This is a genomic window from Marinobacterium iners DSM 11526, assembly GCF_900107855.1.
GTDB classification, from domain to species: Bacteria; Pseudomonadota; Gammaproteobacteria; order Pseudomonadales; family Balneatricaceae; genus Marinobacterium; species Marinobacterium iners.
The window spans coordinates 43082-62015 of the sequence record NZ_FNRJ01000002.1 but is presented as its reverse complement, the minus strand read 5'-3'; the positions used below and the strand labels follow the sequence as shown (position 1 = coordinate 62015).

The following is an 18934-nucleotide window of genomic DNA, read 5'->3' as shown; positions in this document are numbered from 1 at the left end:
TGGCGGATAGTAATGCTTCAAATCTATAACACTCTGACCAACAGCAAGACAGCCTTTACTCCTATTGAGCCCGGCAAGGTCCGCATGTATGTGTGCGGTGTGACCGTGTACGACTACTGTCATATCGGTCATGCTCGGGTAATGGTTGCCTTCGACCTGATTACGCGTTATCTGCGTGCCCGTGGCTGGGACGTGACCTATGTGCGCAATATCACCGACGTGGATGACAAAATCATCCGCCGTGCAGCTGAGAACAGTGAGTCTGTTGATGCGTTGACCGAACGCATGATTGCGGCGATGCATGAGGACGAGGCGCGGCTGTTTGTGTTGCGTCCCGATCAGGAGCCCCGTGCCACGGCGCATATCGGCGATATTATCGATATGGTGTCGACCCTGATCGAGAAGGGCTATGCCTATGCGGCAGCCAATGGCGATGTCTACTATCGGGTCGAGCGGTTTGAAACCTACGGCCGTCTGACCAATAAGGTATTGGAAGACCTGCGCTCGGGTGCCCGTGTGGAGGTGGAAGAAGCCAAGGAAAGCCCACTTGATTTCGTCCTGTGGAAGGCAGCCAAGCCTGGTGAAGTTAGCTGGTCTTCCCCCTGGGGTCAGGGCCGCCCCGGCTGGCACATTGAGTGTTCGGCCATGTCCAAATGCTGCCTGGGCAAGACCTTTGATATTCATGGTGGCGGCCCGGATCTGCCGTTTCCGCATCACGAAAATGAAATCGCTCAGTCTGAGGCGGCCAATGGCTGCACCTACGTCAATTATTGGATGCACGCAGGGCCTGTTCGCATGGGGCAGGAGAAGATGTCCAAGTCGCTGGGCAACTTCTTCACCATTCGTGAGGTGCTCAAGCACTACAATCCTGAAGTGGTTCGCTACTTCCTCTCAAGTGTGCACTACCGCAGCTATATCGATTACTCGGAAGATGGGTTGCGGGAGGCGCACAGTGCGCTTGAACGTTTCTATCAGGCACTGAAGGCGGTGCCTGAGCTGGCGCAGGAGATGACGCTGCAAAATGATTATGAGCAGCGCTTTGTTGAAGCCATGGATGATGATTTCAATACCCCGCGCGCATTGGCGGTGCTGTTTGAAATTGCCAGCGAACTGAACAAGGCTGCGCGTGATAATGATCCTGTAGCGCCCCAGCTGGCTGCTCAGTTGAAGCAATTGGCCGGTATGATCGGTCTGTTGCAACAGGAGCCGGATCAGTTTCTGCAGGGGGAAGCGGGTGAGGGTGATCTGTCGGCGGAAGAGATTGAAGCCTTTATCGAGCAGCGAGCTCAAGCGCGCAAGGACAAGGATTTTGCCGAAAGCGATCGTATCCGGGATCTGCTGGCTGAGAAGGGTGTTGTCCTGAAAGACAGTCGTGACGGCACAAGCTGGTATCGCGAAGGCTGATTGTTGGCAGGCAGTTGAGGTTCCTGGGGGGGGGGGCTGCCTGCCATCCCTTCCTTACTGGCTTAGGCCGTGTGTCTGAGCCAGTTGTTCCTTTAGCGCCTGCAGCTGGGTGTAATCAAGGCCACGTCTTTGTTCAGTTACATCTCGCATCAAGCAAACATAATGCTGGGTTTGCTGTTGTTCGTCCTTTACAGCGGTAATGTTGGTCTCCTGGATATAGAGTCGTCCTTCGCGGGTGCGATTGACAATATCACCGCTCCATTCGCCAGTATTGATCAAGGCCATCCACATGCGATGGAAAAACGAGCTGTCGTGGTGGCCGGAATTGAGTACTGAAACGTTGCGACCTGTCATGGCAGCCGGAGCGTACCCCGTCAGCTTTTGGAAGGCTGCATTTACCAGCTCGATTCTGCCGCGCCCGTCCGTGACCATGATGGCGTCATGACTGTGACGAAATACCGCTTGGGCAATTCGTGACTCCTGACGCTGCGCCTTATCCGAAGTTATGTCACGAAACATCACCTGAATGGCCTGTTTGCCGCGATACTGGATCATTGTACTCGAGACCTCGGCTTCAAAAGTGGAGCCGTCCAGCCGCATCAGTTTTTGTTCAGCGGGTTTCAGGGCTTCGCCACGTTCCAGTGCGGCACCACGATCACGAACAAAACTCAGGCTGTCGGGGTGTACCAAGGTATCGATACTGCGTTGTACTAATTTATCCGGTGAGTTGCAGCCGAACAGAGCAGCGGCATGCTCGTTGGCCAGCTCAACAACTCCGTTGACATGTACCACGATTGCTTCGGGCGATTGTGTGAATAGTGTTCTGTAGCGCTTATACATCTCGTCTGCGCGGGCGGCCATGTGGTTGCTCAGGCGCAGTGCCTGATGCCGTGCCTGAATAAAAAACAGCAGCAATGAGGCGACTAAAAGGGTCAATGACAAGCCTGATATCAGCGTTGGGCCGTGGTACTGGCTGGATGCCTCTCGGTGCAGGTCGGGGTCGAGGGGGCTGATCTGAAGGTGGATCTCCTGTCCCGCCAGTGTCAGGCTTGCGGCGTGTTGCAAACTTGGTTCGGGCTGACCCAGTTCAGGGTGGGAGTCATAGCTGATTGACTGACTGCCTTGTCGAGGATCTATCAGCTGAATGCGCAGTGGGTTGGTCAGGTCGTTCAGGCTTTCCTGCACTAGCTGACTCATGCTGAAACCGAGTGTTACCCAGCCCAGAAAAGCTGCATTGGTCTGCACAGGCAGTAGTAGAAGGTAATCCAGAGAGTTGATATCGGTTGGCAGCAATGACAGGGGCTGGGTAGCGCTCATTGTACCGCTGGTCATAGCCTGTAAAGCGGCTTTGCGTCGTGAATCACCATTATAGATATCATATCCAAGCATGCGGCTTTCCACGGCAGCCGGCGTCAAGTGCATGACCAGAAAGCTGGGCTGGTTGGGGGCAGGCGGTGGAAAGATTGTCAATTTGCGCGGACTTTCTTGATTGAAACGATCAACAAAAGCCTGGCGTTCGTCTGGTGCAAGGTAGCGAGTGTAGGAGAGCCCAATGATTCCGAAATCGGAGTATCGCATCTCGTAGGAGTCAAACATCTGGTGCCAGCGTCGATTCAGCTGCAGGGTGGGGGCGTCAGGATGGTTCAGCACCAGTCCGCGGCCCGCTTTCATCAACAGCGTAAAACGATCAACCTTTTCCTGTAGCACGCGGGTGGTTTGCTGCACGGTTGCCTTGAAACGGTCTTCCAGTTCCAGTCGCTGTCGATTTGCCTCGTGTTTGGCCAAGCTAATGCTCAGCACTGTGCCGACGATGAAAATCGCAACCGGGAGGCCGAGCTGGCGCAGCCGGTAATGAAAGGGAGTTTTGTTTTGCTCGGGGAGGGTGTCCTTGTCCATTTGCATCCTGCAATATTCCTGCAACGCCTGTTGATAAAACTAGCAGATTTTCGCTGTTAAAACAGGTGTTTTTGGGTGTCGATATTATCCGTGATCGACACCCGCCTCCACTAGCCTTCGAGCATGGCAGATGCTTCGAGCGTATTTTCCATAAGACTGGCAACGGTCATTGGTCCTACACCACCTGGCACAGGAGTGATCCAGCCTGCACGTTCGGCAGCGGGTGCGAATTCAACGTCTCCAACCAGGCGGCCGTCATCCAGCCGGTTAATGCCGACATCGATCACAACCGCGCCGGGTTTGATCCATTCGCCCTTCACGAGTCCGGGGATGCCAACGCCAACCACAACAATATCGGCGCGGCGGACATGGGCTTCAAGGTCGCGGGTAAAGCGGTGCGTGGTTGTAGTGGTACAGCCTGCAAGCAGCAACTCAAGCGTCATTGGACGGCCAACAATATTGGAGGCGCCGACGATGACGGCTTCCTGGCCATGCAAGTCGATGCCGGTGGACTCCAATAGTGTCATAACGCCTTTGGGAGTACAGGGGCGAAGAACCGGTATGCGCTGGGCCAGGCGGCCAAGGTTGAAGGCATGGAAGCCGTCCACGTCCTTGTCCGGGCGAATCTGCTCCAAAACTTCGGTGGCATCAAGATGACGCGGCAGAGGCAACTGGACCAGAATGCCGTCCACATTTTTGTCATCGTTGAGTGTGCTGATCAGCTCCAGCAGCTCTTCACGACCGGTTTCAGCCGGCAGGTCATAGGCGCGTGAGGTAATGCCGACCTCTTCGCAGGCATTTTTCTTATTGCGAACGTAAACCTGGGAAGCGGGGTCGCTGCCGACCAGAATCACGGCGAGGCAGGGTGCGCGTTTACCCTGTTCCAAGCGGGCCTGAATACCTGCGCGTACTTTCTGTCTGACCTCGGCAGCGATTTGCTTGCCATCAATAATGCGGGCGCTCATGGCTGGAGAATGTTCCTTTAAGCTGCATATATAAGTGGGAAATGAACAATACTGCTGATTTTCTCATCTTTGGGCCTGCAGGGCCAATGCACTTTTCTTTTGGTGGTACTGATACAGAGTGTTGTTTCTGCTGAAAAATATTGAATCCGGGTGTTGACCTTGCCGAGGCACTGCCTTAGGATACGCACCTCCTCGAGACGGGGTAGATACTCAAGACGAGGCGGCGTATTATGCGCTCGTAGCTCAATCGGATAGAGCAACGGCCTTCTAAGCCGTAGGTTGCAGGTTCGAGCCCTGCCGGGCGCGCCAGCATGCTGGTTAAGGTCGTCTAAAAGGTTGAGTATACAAGGTTATGGTGGGCGTAGCTCAGTTGGTAGAGCCCCGGATTGTGATTCCGGTGGTCGTGGGTTCGAGCCCCATCGTCCACCCCATTACCTTGGAAGCTTCAGCCGCTGGCTGAAAAGTTGGCGGACGTGGTGGAATTGGTAGACACGCTGGATTTAGGTTCCAGTGCCGCAAGGTGTGAGAGTTCGAGTCTCTCCGTCCGCACCAAACACAGTAATTATGAATCCGTAATTACATCTTAAGGCCTCGTTTTTACGGGGTTTTCTGTTTTTAGAGTCACCTGTTAGCACCAGCTTAACCCCACTTATGCTTGTTACCTTTGTACAAAGCCTTGTACTATCCAGTTAGGTTTGTACAAAGAGGTTGAGATGAAGCGGCAAGATATCAAGCGCTTCCCACTTGCGGAGTTGTACAGGTGTTTATCCTTGTGAGGCCTCAGAGTCAAATCTGGTATGTATCACTCAGCGGGTGAAGGAGGTCGGGCACCATGCTCTAGAAGGCTACGTGCAGACACGTACCCCCAGTACGCTTGCCTATATCCGCTGGGTCTGGCCTTTGTACGACTATGTGAGAATTCTCGATAATTCCAGCACTGAAAATTCATTCCGGCAGGTGGCACCGTGCGAAGTGGGTCATTTTCGACTCATATGCAAACACAACCAGAATGGGCGCTTGATCTATTGGGTATGGATACCCGCCTTATGCCCATCAGGTGCAGACGCTGCAGCGACAAGCTGACTTTGATGCTCAGGCGAGCCTTCTGAAGAGGGGTTATCTATCGTCATTTAAACAGCTTACGTATCCTCAACGTCCAAAGACTTTCCTCCCCACACATGATAGATTCTGTTGCTAGTTGCAATCGGAGTTTGTGGTGTGTTCAAAAAACGGATTTTGCTGACCTGGCTGGGTCGACATGATTTGGATGCGGAGGAGGCTGGTCAGAGTGGTCCCATCGCCTCGATACTGCTTGCCGCCGACGCGCCTTTCGATGAAATACACATTCTTGCCAATGGCTGGTTTGACGAGCTGGACCGCTATCAGCAGTGGCTGGTTGCTCAGTCACGAACACGCAATGCCAAGGTCAAAACGGCTATTCATATCTCCCCCGTTGAGTTGACCAGCCCCATCCACTATCCCGAGATCTATGCTGAAGCGCAGAACGCGCTTGACCGCTGCTGCTCACCCAATGCTTTGGTAACGCTCAACCTGTCTTCGGGTACGCCGGCGATGGCTGCCATTTGGTTGCTGCTGGGTAAGGGGGTCTACAACACCCGTCTGGTACAAACCTCCATTCAAGACGGGGTAACCGATGTCGAGCTGCCTTTTGATATTGCCCTTGCGTATCTTGAACACCAGGATGGCGTACTGGGCTCACTGGCGGGTGCAGCACCCAAGCTGGATAGTCATTTCGAGCATATCCAGACTTTTTCGCCTGCCATGCGTGAAGCCGTTTCACTCGCCAAGCGGTTGGCTCCGCGCAATCTGCCGGTGATCGTTCAAGGTGAGTCGGGAACAGGAAAAGAAGTAATTGCCCAGGCGATACACGAAGCATCTCCCCGTGCTGCCGGGCCCTTCATACCCGTCAACTGTGGAGCGATCCCGGAAGGCTTAATAGACTCCCAGCTGTTCGGTCACATAAAGGGGGCCTTTACCGGTGCAGATGCCAACCGCAAGGGCTTTTTTGACGAGGCGGATGGCGGCACGCTCTTTTTGGATGAGATAGGCGAGCTGCCTCTCGATGCCCAGGCCAAACTGCTGAGGGCTTTGCAGCAGAAAGAGATTAACCCTGTGGGTGCCAGCAAGCCCCATGCGGTCGATGTGCGTGTGATTGCGGCGACGCATCGTAACTTGCTGGCAATGGTAGAAGAAGGGACATTCCGGGAAGACCTGTTTTATCGTCTGGCTGTTGGTATTGTGGTCTTGCCGCCTCTGCGTGAGCGACAGGACGACATCCCAGAGTTGATTACATCGCTCATGGAACAGCTTAATCGCGAAGCGAAAGATCAGCCGGGCTATGTAAGTAAAAAAATTTCCGATGACGCAATAGAGTTTATCAAGCGTCAGCGTTGGGCTGGCAACATCCGCGAGCTTTGGAATACCCTGCTCAGGGCATCCATCTGGGCTGATGGCGAAATACTTGGGGTTGCAGAAGTAGAACATGCACTCATTCAACGTCCCCAGAAACCTTATGGCTCAGACCTCAATATCGATGTGGCGTCAGGCATTGACGTGAATGAAATCCTCGATAATACAAAGCGTTACTGTATTCGTGAGGCGCTCAAAATTACGGCGGGTCAGAAGGGTAAGGCCTCCGAGCTTTTAGGGTTGAATAACCACCAGACGCTGAATAACTGGATCAAGCAGCTCGGTATCGAAGGCCATTAAACGGGTTTGAAACCTGACTTGGCACGATACTTGGATTACAGGAAGTCATCACAGGCTGAAAGACATGAAGTCCATGAATTTTGAACATCTCAGAGAACAATGGCCCAACCTTGCGGACCTTGGCGGGTTTGCTGAAACCTACGCCTATCTAGATCCGCAGAGTTCGTTGGTCAAACTCCGCTGTTTTGTCGAAAAGCTGGTGGGTGTCGTCTACAGCGAGCTCAAGCTCCCCGTAGAGCCCAATGCGACCTTTATGGATCGTCTGAACAATGACAGCTTCAAATCCGTCGTGCCGCAGGTCATTCTCGACAAGCTGCATGCCATCCGCATGCATGGCAACAAGGCGGCTCATGAAGGTGATGTATCAGCCAATACGGCTGCCTGGCTAGTAAAGGAAGCCTTCCATCTGAGCTGCTGGTTGTTGATCGCTCAGGGGGATGGCAGCCGTGAACAATGCCCTGAATTCCAAGAGCCTAAACCCATACAGCCCCCAACAGCCAAGTCGGAACTCAAGCAGAAGAACAAGACGCTGCAGGAGAAGCTGGCTTCGCAATCCGTGCAACTGGAAGATGCGCTGAAAGAGCTGGAGGCAGCGAAGGAGGCCGAACAGGCGGCACTGCGTGAAGCGGCCAAACTCAAACAGCAGCAGGATCAGGGCAGGGTCGAGCAATTCATCAAATCCAGCACTCAGGCGACCAATACGCTCGAACTGAACGAGGCCGAGACACGACGTCGTTTGATCGACAGCGAATTGCGCCTGGCAGGCTGGGATGTGGATCTGGAGGGCGGTAACACCGAACAGGTGGGTGTTGAGGTTGAAGTGGATGGCCAACCGACCACAACCGGTATCGGCTACTGTGACTACGTGCTTTGGGATGACAATGGTAAGCCGCTAGCTGTTGTAGAGGCTAAACGTGCGCGTGCCAACCCGGAAAAAGGTCGTCAGCAAGCCAAGCTGTACGCCAATTCACTTGAGAAAAAATTCAGCCAACGCCCGGTGATCTTCTATACCAACGGCTACGATATCTGGATCTGGGATGATGTGCTGGATAGCGTGCCGCGCAAGCTCTATGGCTATTACAGCAAGGACAGCCTGCAGTACCTCATTCAGCAACGCACCCAGCGCAAGGATCTGAACGCAACGCCCATCGATACCGACGTTGCGGGCCGCCTGTACCAGATGGAATCCATCACTCGTGTCAGCGAGCGTTTCGCCTTGGGACATCGCAAGGCGCTGATCGTGCAGGCGACCGGTACCGGTAAAACCCGTGTCTCCATTGCGCTGACCAAGCGCCTGCTGGATGCAGGCTGGGCCAAGCGTGTGCTCTTCCTCTGTGATCGCAAGGAACTGCGCAAGCAGGCTCGCAATGCCTTCAGTGAGTTCACCAAAGAACCGATGTATGTGGTTGGTCGAAGCGACAAGAAATACCTGGATAACGCCCGCATTTACGTCGCGACCTATCCCGGCATGATGCGACTCTACGAGCAGTTCGATGTGGGCTATTTTGACCTGATCATTGCGGACGAATCCCATCGCTCGGTCTACAACGTCTATGGCGATCTGTTCAAATACTTCGATGCACGTCAGGTTGGTCTGACCGCTACACCGGTTGAGATGGTCAGCCGCTCCACTTGCCGGTTGTTTGGCTGTGACTACAAGCTGCCTACAGCCAACTACCCGCTGGAGCAGGCGGTGGCTGATGGTAACCTTGTGCCATTCCGTGTGGTCACCCATACCACTCAGTTCCTGCGCGAGGGTATCAAAGGCAAATCGTTGACCGATGAGCAGCTGGCCGAGCTGGAAGAGCAGGGCTTCGATCCGAACGAACTGGACTTCGATGCGCCGGATATCGACAAGGCAGTGTTCAACAAGGACACCAACCGAGCCATCCTGCGTAACCTGATGGAAAAGGGGCTGCGTGATGCCGATGGCCAGTTGCCCGGCAAAAGCATCATCTTCGCCCGCAGCATCCAGCATGCCGAATTGTTATCCGAGCTGTTTGGCGAGATGTATCCGCAGCATGGCGGCAATTTCTGTCGCGTGATCCACTCCAAGTATGACCGTGCCGAAGATCTGATCGACGCCTTCAAGAAGACCGAGGGTAACGACCAGATCACCATCGCAATCTCAGTGGATATGCTCGATACCGGTATCGACGTGCCGGAAGTGGTGAATCTGGTCTTTGCCAAGCCGGTGAAGTCCAAGGTTAAGTTCTGGCAGATGGTCGGTCGTGGCACGCGCCTGAGTCCGGATCTGTATGGGTCGGGACAGCCCAAGACACACTTCCTGATCTTTGATCACTGGGGCAACTTCGAATATTTCGACATGGACCCGCCAGAGGATGAAGGTCGCCCCGGCAAGTCACTGTGCGAGAAGCTGTTTGAAGCACGGCTTCATCTGGCCGAAACGGCGCTGAAAAAGGCGGAGATGGAACTGTTCAAGCAGGCGGTCGCACTGATCAAGGCGGATATCGATGCACTGGATGACCGCTGTATCGCCGTGCGTGACAACTGGCAGCTCAAGGCTCAACTCAGTGATGCCAAGCGTCTGGACGCCTTTGCACCGGATACCCGCCAGCTGTTGCGTACCGAAATGGCACCGCTGATGCAGTGGCGTGACATCAAGAATCAGTCTGAAGCGCTGCGCTGGGATCTTCAGCTGACAGAGCTGCAGTTTATCCTGCTGAACAACCCGTCTGAAATGGATGTTGCCAAGCAGCCCATCCTGGCCAAGGTCGGCAAGCTGTCGATGCACCTGAACCCGGTGCGTGCCCAGGCGGACCAGATTCGTGATATCCAGCAGGACAGCTTCTGGCAGGCAGTCAGCTTTGCAGCGCTGGAAGAGAAGCGCCTGGCGCTGCGGGGGATCATTCACCTGCGAGACAAGGATACAGCGCCACCGGCGGAGGCCTTGCCGGTTATCGATATCAAGGATGACGAGGGGTTGTACGAAATCGCTGACCGACCCACCAAAATCGTCACAGTCGATTACCAGATTTTCCGCCAAGAGGTAGAGAAAACCCTGACGCCTTTGTTCGAGTCCGATCCGGTACTGGCCAAGATCCGCAAGGGTGAACCCGTGACCGAGACCGAGCTGGAGCAGCTCAACGCACTGGTGCATATCCAGAACCCGAGTCTTGATCTGGATACGCTAAAAGACTTCTTCCCGGAATCTGGTGCCAGTCTGGACCAGTTGCTGCGCACACTGATCGGCATGGACAGCCAGGCGGTTGAAGCGGCCTTTACGCGCTTTGTGCAGCAGAACCATATCCACCTGGACAGCCGTCAGCAGCGCTTTATCGGCCTGCTGAAAAACCACCTGTGCCGGTTCGGCACCATCAACCTGGCCCAGCTGTATGATCATCCGTTTACCGCACTGGATACGGATGGACTGGACGGTGTATTCACTGATGAAAGTACCGCGGATGCGCTGGTAGAGCTGGTCAAGCAGTTCGGCGTTGAGTTGGGACCACAGAAACAGAGCACCGCGAAACGGGTGTCGATTTAAATATACGTTTTTGCTGCCCGTAGAGCGGGCAATACGCGAATGGCAACAATTGATGGCAATGAGAGTACCGCATGATTACCGGTGAACTGAGAAACAAGATCGACAAGCTTTGGGAAGAGTTCTGGACCGGAGGTATCACCAACCCGCTGACCGTGGTGGAACAGATTACCTTCCTGATGTACGCCCGCATGCTCGATCTGAACGAGCGCCGCGACGAAAAGCGCGCTCAGCGCACCGGCAAAGGATTTAACAACCGTTTTTCGGCGGTGGACCAGGATATCCGCTGGGAGAACTTCCGCCACCTGCCGGCCGAGCAGATGTTCTCGCTGGTGAGGGATCGTGTGTTTCCGCACTTCAAGGATCTGGCAGGCGAGGGCACCCTGTTTGCCGAGTTCATGAAAGACGCCCAGCTGATGATCCAGAAGCCGAGCCTGCTGGTGAAAGCGGTCAACATGATCAACGAGCTGCCGCTGGAAACCAGCGACACCAAGGGTGATCTGTACGAGTACCTGCTCTCCAAGCTGACCACTGCAGGCATCAATGGCCAGTTCCGTACCCCGCGCCACATCATCCGCGCCATCGTCGAGATGCTGGACCCGGAACCGACCTGGCGCATTGCCGACCCGGCCTGTGGTACGGCGGGATTCCTCGCCACCTGCTATGAATACCTGCTGGAAAAATACAGCTCGCCGGAAGGTGTGATCGCCGAGTCCGTAACGGACGAGAAGGGCAACACGGTCGAGCAGAAAATCTACCTGGGCGACCTGTTGCACGAACATCGCCACCACATCGACAGTGACATGTTCCACGGCTTCGACTTCGATGCCACCATGCTGCGTATCGCGGCTATGAACCTGGTAATGCACGGTGTGGCCGAGCCGGATATCCACTACCAGGACACCCTGAGTCAGCGCTTTGGTGAGCGCTTCCCGACGGAAGCCAGCGAAGGCTTTGACCTGATTCTGGCCAACCCGCCGTTCAAGGGCAGCCTCGACGAAGAGGATGTCGATCCGGGCCTGCTGCGTACCGTCAAAACCAAAAAGACCGAGCTGCTGTTTGTGGCGCTGATCATGCGCATGCTCAAGCTGGGCGGTCGCAGTGCCACCATCGTGCCGGATGGCGTACTGTTCGGCTCCTCCAAGGCACATCAGCAGCTGCGCAAGCACTTAGTGGATGACAACCAGCTGGAAGCCGTCGTCAAACTGCCCAGCGGCGTGTTCAAGCCCTATGCCGGTGTGTCGACGGCCATCCTGATCTTCACCAAGGGCGGCGAGACCGACCACGTCTGGTTCTACGATGTGGAAGCCGATGGCTTTTCCCTGGATGACAAGCGCCAGAAGATCGAAGCCAACGACCTGCCAGAGCTGGTGGCGCAGTTCCGTGCCCGGGACAAGTCCGTGGCAGAGTCCGATCAGAACGACCGTACCGCCAAATCATTCTGGGTCAGCCGTGACGAGATTGCCGGCAACAAGTACGACCTCTCGCTGAACCGCTATAAAGAGCAGGTATACGAAGCGGAGGAGTATGAGCCGCCGAAGGTGATATTGGCTCGGTTGAAGGCGCTGGAGGTGGAGATTCAGCAGGACCTGGAAGAGCTGGAGGGGATGCTGTGAGCACATCTTGGCCGATTTGGCGTCTTGGTGAGCTTTGCTCATTTGAAAATGGCGATAGAGGTAAGAATTACCCTTCTGGGGATGCTTTTGTCGAAAAGGGAATTCCTTTCATCAATGCCGGTAATCTTAGTGATAACGCAGTCAGTAAAGATGGGCTTAACTTCATCACACGCGATCGGTTTGATTTGCTTAGCAACGGGAAAATTCGAAAGGGTGATATTCTCTTTTGTTTAAGAGGGTCGCTTGGCAAGTTTGCGGTAGTTGATGACATTGAGGACGGGGCAATTGCTTCTTCGTTGGTAATCTTACGTAATGGCGAGCACTTATCGAAATCTTACTTAGCTCACTTCCTAAAAAGCCCACTATGTAAAAATCAGATTTCTGCTTATCAAAATGGGGCTGCACAGCCAAATCTCTCTGCGAGGGATCTTAAGTCTTTTGAAATTCCCCTCCCACCTTTGGCTGAACAACACCGCATCGCCGCCATCCTCGATAAGGCCGACGCTCTGCGTCGCAAACGCCAGCAAGCCATCGACCTCGCCGACCAGTTCCTCCGCAGCGTATTTCTGGAGATGTTTGGTGACCCAGTGACTAATCCGAAGGGGTGGGATATGGTGCCAATGTCAGAGTTTTCGAGCTTTGAAAACGGTGATCGCTCTTCTAACTATCCGAGTGGCGAGGACATTGTTGATGCGGGGGTTCTGTTTTTGAGTACCAAAAACATCCTCCAAGATGAACTTAGCTTGAAGACATGCCAGTACATCACTAAAGAGAAATTTGATTCGCTTTCCCGTGGTAAGGCCAGACAAGGTGATCTCATTATCACCCTTAGAGGTACACTTGGGGCTTGCTGCATCTTTGAATCTGAGCATGATACAGCGTTCATAAATGCTCAGATGATGATCATCAGGCCCAATCGAAATGCCACAAACGTATATCTGCACGATTTAATTACATCGCGCGCGATTAAAGCCCAGCTTCAAAAAAATGGTCAAGGTGCTGCGGTTCCTCAGCTCACAGCTCAGCAGTTGAAAGACCTTAAACTCCCATTGCCCCCCGTGGAACTTCAGAACCGTTATGAATGCGTGCGGCAATCGGTTTTCAATATGGTTGGAAAAATGAAAGGGTCTTCAGGCGAAGGGCTATTTGAGTCAGTAAGCCAACAAGCCTTTCGAGGTGAGCTGTGAGCCGCCAGCAAGCGTTGACTCGTGCACCCGTGCGTTCGGGGTTTCACCCCAGCCTGCGGCTGTCCAAATTTGATCTCGTCAAATTTGTTGGCGGTCAGCTATGAAACACCAGCCAGCTGCCACCCAACCCTAAAGAAACTACCCATCAACACGGACGTTGCCATGCCAGACAGCTCAACCACCCCAGCTAACCCGCCTGCACTCACCCTACGACTCAAGGAGCCGCAATTCACACCGGGCGAATGGCCCTGCACAGCCGACTGGCTGGGGCAGGATAAAGTGCCAGTGTGCGGTGTGTTGCTGCGGTCTGGGTTAGTATGTAACGCCGCAGCCCTTTGAACGGAATAATGAAATGCCCGTCGATCAAACCTTAGAACAGCTGCAAAGCCTACTGCGGGAGCTATGCCGCCTGCCCAGCGAAACCGAATGGGTGGAGTTTAAGCACGACAACGACGATCCGCCGATGATTGGCGAATATATCTCGGCGCTGGCCAACTCGGCGGCGTTGGTGGGCAAGCAGTCTGCCTATCTGGTCTGGGGTATTGATAACGCCTCCCATGAAGTGGTCGGCACCCGTTTCAAACCCTCTAGCGCACGGCACAAGCAACAGGAGCTGGAGAGCTGGTTGCTGCAGAAAACGGCACCCAAAATTCACTTCCGCTTTTATGAATTCGCCACCGGTGACGCACTGTCGGTAGTGATTTTGGAGGTTCAGGCGGCTACCCATACGCCGGTACAGTTTGATGGTGTGGAATATATCCGCGTGGGGTCGTACAAGAAAAAACTGCGCGAGTACGCCGAAAAGGAGCGGGCCTTGTGGCGCGTGTTCGATCAGACCCCGTTCGAACGCCAGTTGGCGACCGAGAGCAGCAGCGTAGAGCAAGTGCTTAAGCTGCTCGATTACCCTGCCTATTTCGAGCTGACTCAGCAACCGCTACCGGAGGGGCGTGATGGCATTCTGGCTGCGCTGGAAGCAGACAAGTTACTCAAACGAGCCGATGGCGGCGGGTGGTATATCACCAACTTGGGCGCGATCCTATTTGCCAAGAAGCTACAGGATTTTCATCACCTTGGGCGCAAGGCAGTGCGCCTTGTACTTTATCGTGGTAATAGCCGAGTCGAAACCGTTCGGGAGCTTGAGGGCAGCAAGGGCTATGCGGTTGGCTTTGAGGGATTGATCGACTACATCAAAACTCTGTTGCCTTCCAACGAAGAGATCGGCAAGGCATTTCGTAAAGAGGTGCCGATGTACCCAGAGCTGGCGATCCGCGAGTTGGTCGCCAATGCCATCATCCATCAGGATTTCTCACTGACCGGCACCGGGCCAATGATAGAGCTGTTCGATCAGCGCATGGAAATTTCCAATCCCGGTACTCCGCTGGTCGAGCCACAGCGCTTTCTGGATTCACCGCCCCAGAGCCGGAACGAGGCGCTGGCATCCTTTATGCGGCGCATCAATATCTGCGAAGAGCGTGGCACCGGTATCGATAAAGTGGTGTTTCAAACCGAGTTCTATCAGTTACCCGCACCGGTGTTTGAGGTAACCGACCACCATACCCGCTCCGTATTGTTCGGCCATAAAGAGTTCGCCGCTATGGATAAAGAGGAGCGGATGCTGGCCTGCTACATGCACTGCTGCCTCAAATACGTCAACCGGGAGCACATGAACAACACCACTCTGCGCGAGCGCTTCGGCATTGAGCCCAAGAACGCTGCCATGGTTAGCCGTATCATCAAAGACGCGGTGAAAGCAGAATTAATTCGGCCCTACGACCCGGAGGCGGGCTCCAAGGCGATGCGCTACATCCCGTGCTGGGCCTGATTTGTTTGACCGTTGTTTGACTGGAGCGGAAGTGAATCAAGCTGTTTGTATTTAAGATGTTGAAAATAAAAGATTATTTTTTATATCGTTGTTTGATTCGATTATTCTCGAGAGAGCTATTGGATCAAAGAACAGCCAGCATGAACCTGATGGCCTGATTATTACCTCCCAAGATCAAGGATGTAGAGAGGTGCCCGAATGGAACAACTTAGGGAAATGTTAAGCAGCTACCCAACAGGCGCCACCAAAGAGTAGCTAGAAGAGAATCTGGAGCGCGTGAAAGCGCTGTTCTCCAATGTCCGTTTGCGCGACTTTGTGTTCGAGCCGTTCCGGGGGGGAGGGGGGCGACATTCCGGGAGCGTCCGACGAAGCCCGAATCAAGCAGGTGATCACTCTCGTTGCGGTGACCAATATGGTGCTGGCCGGTCTGCCCGTCAAGATGGGCGTGGTGGTGGTGGTGTCCATGGCGCTGGAAGCCTGGATGGCCTTCACCATCGCCCGGGCAGTAGGAATCAAGGTCAACGCGGTCTCGGATATCTGGAAGTATTTCGGCCTCTTCGCCGGTACGGTGGTGGGCGTGGCAAGTTTGGTGGATGTAAAAGGCCCGTTCACAGCCGATCAGTTGGCCGTTCACGAAGAAAAGCATTGTGTACCGTCGTCACGATACAGTCATGCCGACTACAAGTGGAATCATGCCTGGGTGCTGGAGGATGTGATGCCTTTACTCTGCCCGGTTTCCTACCGGCATAAAAGCGGCGCGGTAATCTGGGTAGAGTTGGACGATGTCGCTCGAGAAGAGATCGCACTTCAACTGGGTCTTGATACTCCAGATAACGTAGAAGGCCTCGACCTTTCTAACAATGAATCGGAAGGGATGATCATGAAGGCCAAGACCGCATCGAAGAATACGAATTGCACGGATAGATCTACCGCTAGCTACCAGGTCCCTATGGCCTCAGATGGGAGCATCTTCTGCCCTGTGCTGTGTGCCCGCAATAATCAGTACACGGTTGGAGTCAAGGGTGATGAAAAGCGGTTTTCTGAGTACGAGGAAGCCCTCGATTACTTACGCGAAATGCAGGTTGCTAAGTGGCGCCGACCTAATCAAAGCGGAAACTGGGGTATTGTCAGTGCCGTTGGCTGGGTCGTCAGCCAGGAAGACGCATAAAAAAAATTACAAATAAATAAATCTATATTAGTTTCTGGTTGCGTACTATTTTATTTTTGCATGTAACTGCATGATATTTAAAGACTGATAGTGTATGGCATCAGGTTTGCAATACCTCTATTGAAACTAACGAGGGAGAAGCAGACATGCCAAATCAAGCCGCAATTCAATCGTCTACCGATCAATCTAATGAAGACTATATACTGACTGAGCATGCCCGTCAGCGTATGGACCAGCGCGGAATAAGTGAAGAAGCGGTGGAGCTGGCAATCCAGTTCGGCCGCAAAATTCACGCTCGCCGCACGCTCTATCATGTCATTGGACGCAAGGAGATCCAGAAGTTGGGCAAGCAGCATCCGGAGTTGAAAGGCTTGGATGGAGTTCAAGTACTCACCAGCGTGGATTGCGACTCCGTGATTACGGTGTATCGCAATCATGACTTGCGGGCAATCCGTCCCAATAAGCGCAAGCATCGTCACCTGCACTAAGGAGGTGTCGGATGAACTTTGAACTCGAACAGCTTATTAGGACTCTCGCTGAGGCGGGTCACAATGAAATCGTGTCGGCCTTGAGAAAGGGGCGAATTGAAAAGTTGAGTGACCGCCAGAAAATGCTTCTGGCTGATGCCTCTACCTGCATCAGGATGGCACGCACAAGGCCGGACGAGCGCCGCGTTAAAAACGCACTGGTAGAGGTCACCTCATCCGGTTGGAGTCGGGAGGCCGAGACAACAGAACCGGGATTGATTCAGCCGCTGATGAATTTGTAGTTTTATTGATCTTCGATGGTCGAATCCCGTCTGTTATTCGGGTAGTCTCACTGAAAGGACGAATCTTTTGGAGGATGGACTCAATGCCTAAACGTAACTTATATTCAATTAATAACATCTATTTTGCTGCTCAGGCTTGTGTCGTTGAGTGAGGCGATACTGTGGCTATCAAGGCGACAGTGTATCGTTGGCGAAATTGGGGTGATGACCCTCGCCCGAAGGTTCTTTGGGAGCGCTTTAAGAACCAGCTATTAACTGTTCACCAACATGACTATCAGGTTGTTGAGGGGCCGCTTCGAGCACTTGCGGTTTGCGCTGGAAAGCAAGTGCACAACGGCTGGTGTCATTTTCCAACCATTAAAGCCCATTTCATGCGACATGATCGTAAGGTCTATGTCGAAATGTCCCTTCGTGGCTGTTTCTGCCTCGATAACCAGACGGTTAAATCTATAGCGTCTTCAGATCTGCCGGATAATCTTCAAGGCTGGGTTCGCAGTGTTTCTGGCAACAGTATTGCCGACCATGTGGAGGCAGTCAGAGACTTTGTAACTCGCTGTAATCTAGCGGGGTTGGAGCTGGAAGAGGCCAACTTAAAGTCCGGTATTGCAAGACCTGTCTTTGCGACGGGAGCGGGCGACATAACCACTGATGAACTTTCAGCTTTAACTGCTCTGGGTTCTCCGTGGAGGGCAGCGGTGCCTAAGGCGCTAGTGGTTCATACGTGCGATCCTGATCGCGCCCATCGCTTCTTAGGAAACTTAAGGGATACACAGCGGCAAATCTTTGGTAGCTCGTTGTTCATCGACGGTATTTCTGTAGCGGGTTTCCAAAAAGAGAGTTTCCAGAACGATTGTTTGCATATTCTGCTTGTGCCTGGACTCAGCGACTTTGTTAAAGATGTCTCTTGGCAGCGATTGTTGTATCGACTTGAGCGCAGCCGAGTCATCTTCAAGGTGGTTAGAGCTTCTAATGCTTTGGATCGCTTCGTCGTCCGCAACTTGCTCTTTGACCTCTACGTGAAAGCTGGGGGAATCCCATGGATTGCAAAATTTAATGACCAGCGTTTGGTTTGTGCTTTAGATGCGGGGCATAGCGCTGACCTTGGGCTTTCCCGGTGGGTAGGTTGCCGTTATTCCAAGAAAGACCAGCGCCAACGCATTTACTTTCAAGACTGCGGGTTGGCAGAGCAGGTTCCTGAAGCAATCGCAGCCAAGCTTTTGGTCAAGTTGACGTCAGAAAACAGTTTGGTCCTGCGTGACGGCAGAATGCATAAGTCTGATACTCAGTTCTCCAGTCGGGCCGGACTTGATGTTATCGCAATCAATAAGCGCCCTACCGCTGTTATCTATGAGGAAGACAACGGTCGGGTAGCGGTTGCTTCTACAGGTGCCTACCTCGAGTACCCGGATGGGGCTGTGCTGCTTCAATCTGCCGTAGGCTCGAGTTCCAAGGACTATATCCGACCTATACACCTCTCATCGAGAACCGTGTCGCTTAGCTCCGAAGTCATTTCTGATCTCCAGGCACTGGTTGAATTGCCGAGCTTGTCGTCAATGCATCCAATTCGTTTACCGCTACCCGTCTATTGGGCCGATCTGGCTTCAAAGCTCAACAGCAGCGACTGGGTGCGGGTTCTGGGTAATGGCTGGAAGCTGGAGGGTTTGGTGCCTGCACTTAGAGAATCGTAAAAAAATTTACCTAAATTGTTATTTTTTTATAAGCAAGCATGCGATTAGTTTGTAGTTGATTGTTTAATAAGGAATATATTTCTGGCATGAGTGCTGCAATATAGTTGGTATATCCCTCTGTCATTGGAGTTCGAGCTGAGGGGTAGCGTAACGTTTAATCATTGTGTTTGTTCGATATTCGCCT

The 18934-nt window shown here is 53.4% G+C and carries 12 protein-coding genes and 3 tRNA genes; 13 read left to right on the top strand and 2 right to left on the bottom strand.

Going from position 1 to position 18934, the window contains the following annotated elements; genetic code table 11:
* Positions 1–12: 12 nt before the first annotated feature.
* Positions 13–1404, top strand: coding sequence for a cysteine--tRNA ligase (gene cysS, locus BLV48_RS03220; RefSeq protein ID WP_091823032.1), 1392 nt, complete (start codon positions 13–15; stop codon positions 1402–1404).
* Positions 1405–1458: 54 nt separating this feature from the next.
* Here the strand turns inward: cysS and BLV48_RS03215 are convergent, their stop codons facing one another.
* Positions 1459–3306, bottom strand: coding sequence for a PAS domain S-box protein (locus tag BLV48_RS03215; protein ID WP_091823029.1), 1848 nt, complete (start codon positions 3304–3306; stop codon positions 1459–1461).
* Between the two features lie 104 nt (positions 3307–3410).
* Positions 3411–4265, bottom strand: coding sequence for a bifunctional methylenetetrahydrofolate dehydrogenase/methenyltetrahydrofolate cyclohydrolase FolD (folD, locus tag BLV48_RS03210; protein ID WP_091823026.1), 855 nt, complete (start codon positions 4263–4265; stop codon positions 3411–3413).
* 232 nt (positions 4266–4497) lie between these two features.
* Between folD and BLV48_RS03205 the strand changes: the two genes are divergently transcribed.
* The 12 genes from BLV48_RS03205 to BLV48_RS03150 all read left to right on the top strand — a co-directional run bounded on the left by BLV48_RS03205 (position 4498) and on the right by BLV48_RS03150 (position 18750).
* Positions 4498–4574 (top strand) — tRNA-Arg (locus BLV48_RS03205).
* A gap of 46 nt (positions 4575–4620) precedes the next feature.
* Positions 4621–4696 (top strand) — tRNA-His (locus tag BLV48_RS03200).
* Positions 4697–4732: 36 nt separating this feature from the next.
* Positions 4733–4817: transfer RNA gene (locus tag BLV48_RS03195), tRNA-Leu, on the top strand.
* A gap of 666 nt (positions 4818–5483) precedes the next feature.
* Positions 5484–6995, top strand: a complete 1512-nt coding sequence (locus tag BLV48_RS03190; protein WP_091823023.1) for a sigma-54 interaction domain-containing protein — start codon at positions 5484–5486, stop codon at positions 6993–6995.
* 64 nt (positions 6996–7059) lie between these two features.
* Positions 7060–10503, top strand: a complete 3444-nt coding sequence (locus BLV48_RS03185; protein ID WP_091823020.1) for a DEAD/DEAH box helicase family protein — start codon at positions 7060–7062, stop codon at positions 10501–10503.
* Between the two features lie 71 nt (positions 10504–10574).
* Positions 10575–12116 carry a type I restriction-modification system subunit M gene (locus tag BLV48_RS03180; RefSeq protein WP_091823017.1) on the top strand — a complete coding sequence of 514 codons (1542 nt, stop codon included), beginning with the start codon at positions 10575–10577 and terminating at the stop codon, positions 12114–12116.
* Positions 12113–13303: a restriction endonuclease subunit S gene (locus BLV48_RS03175; RefSeq protein WP_175527568.1), complete on the top strand. Its 1191-nt coding sequence runs from the start codon at positions 12113–12115 to the stop codon at positions 13301–13303. The genes BLV48_RS03180 and BLV48_RS03175 overlap by 4 nt, the downstream gene beginning before the upstream one ends.
* Before the next feature lie 352 nt (positions 13304–13655).
* The gene (locus BLV48_RS03170; RefSeq protein ID WP_091823014.1) at positions 13656–15125 is read left to right on the top strand and encodes an ATP-binding protein; all 1470 of its coding nucleotides are present in this window, start codon (positions 13656–13658) and stop codon (positions 15123–15125) included.
* 385 nt (positions 15126–15510) lie between these two features.
* Positions 15511–16293, top strand: coding sequence for a hypothetical protein (locus BLV48_RS03165; protein WP_139253874.1), 783 nt, complete (start codon positions 15511–15513; stop codon positions 16291–16293).
* A gap of 146 nt (positions 16294–16439) precedes the next feature.
* Positions 16440–16781: a DUF4258 domain-containing protein gene (locus BLV48_RS03160; RefSeq protein ID WP_091823008.1), complete on the top strand. Its 342-nt coding sequence runs from the start codon at positions 16440–16442 to the stop codon at positions 16779–16781.
* 11 nt (positions 16782–16792) lie between these two features.
* Complete coding sequence (locus BLV48_RS03155) at positions 16793–17062, top strand: hypothetical protein (protein WP_091823005.1); 270 nt, start codon at positions 16793–16795, stop codon at positions 17060–17062.
* A 161-nt stretch (positions 17063–17223) separates the two neighbouring features.
* Complete coding sequence (locus tag BLV48_RS03150) at positions 17224–18750, top strand: argonaute/piwi family protein (protein WP_091823002.1); 1527 nt, start codon at positions 17224–17226, stop codon at positions 18748–18750.
* Positions 18751–18934 lie beyond the last annotated feature (184 nt).

Coding starts and splice junctions, on each gene's coding strand:
- cysS (WP_091823032.1), top strand. CDS start 13: ATGCTTCAAATCTATAACACTCTGACCAACAGCAAGACAGCCTTTACT.
- BLV48_RS03185 (WP_091823020.1), top strand. CDS start 7,060: ATGAAGTCCATGAATTTTGAACATCTCAGAGAACAATGGCCCAACCTT.
- BLV48_RS03180 (WP_091823017.1), top strand. CDS start 10,575: ATGATTACCGGTGAACTGAGAAACAAGATCGACAAGCTTTGGGAAGAG.
- BLV48_RS03155 (WP_091823005.1), top strand. CDS start 16,793: ATGAACTTTGAACTCGAACAGCTTATTAGGACTCTCGCTGAGGCGGGT.
- folD (WP_091823026.1), bottom strand. CDS start 4,265: ATGAGCGCCCGCATTATTGATGGCAAGCAAATCGCTGCCGAGGTCAGA.
- BLV48_RS03215 (WP_091823029.1), bottom strand. CDS start 3,306: ATGCAAATGGACAAGGACACCCTCCCCGAGCAAAACAAAACTCCCTTT.
- BLV48_RS03170 (WP_091823014.1), top strand. CDS start 13,656: ATGCCCGTCGATCAAACCTTAGAACAGCTGCAAAGCCTACTGCGGGAG.
- BLV48_RS03160 (WP_091823008.1), top strand. CDS start 16,440: ATGCCAAATCAAGCCGCAATTCAATCGTCTACCGATCAATCTAATGAA.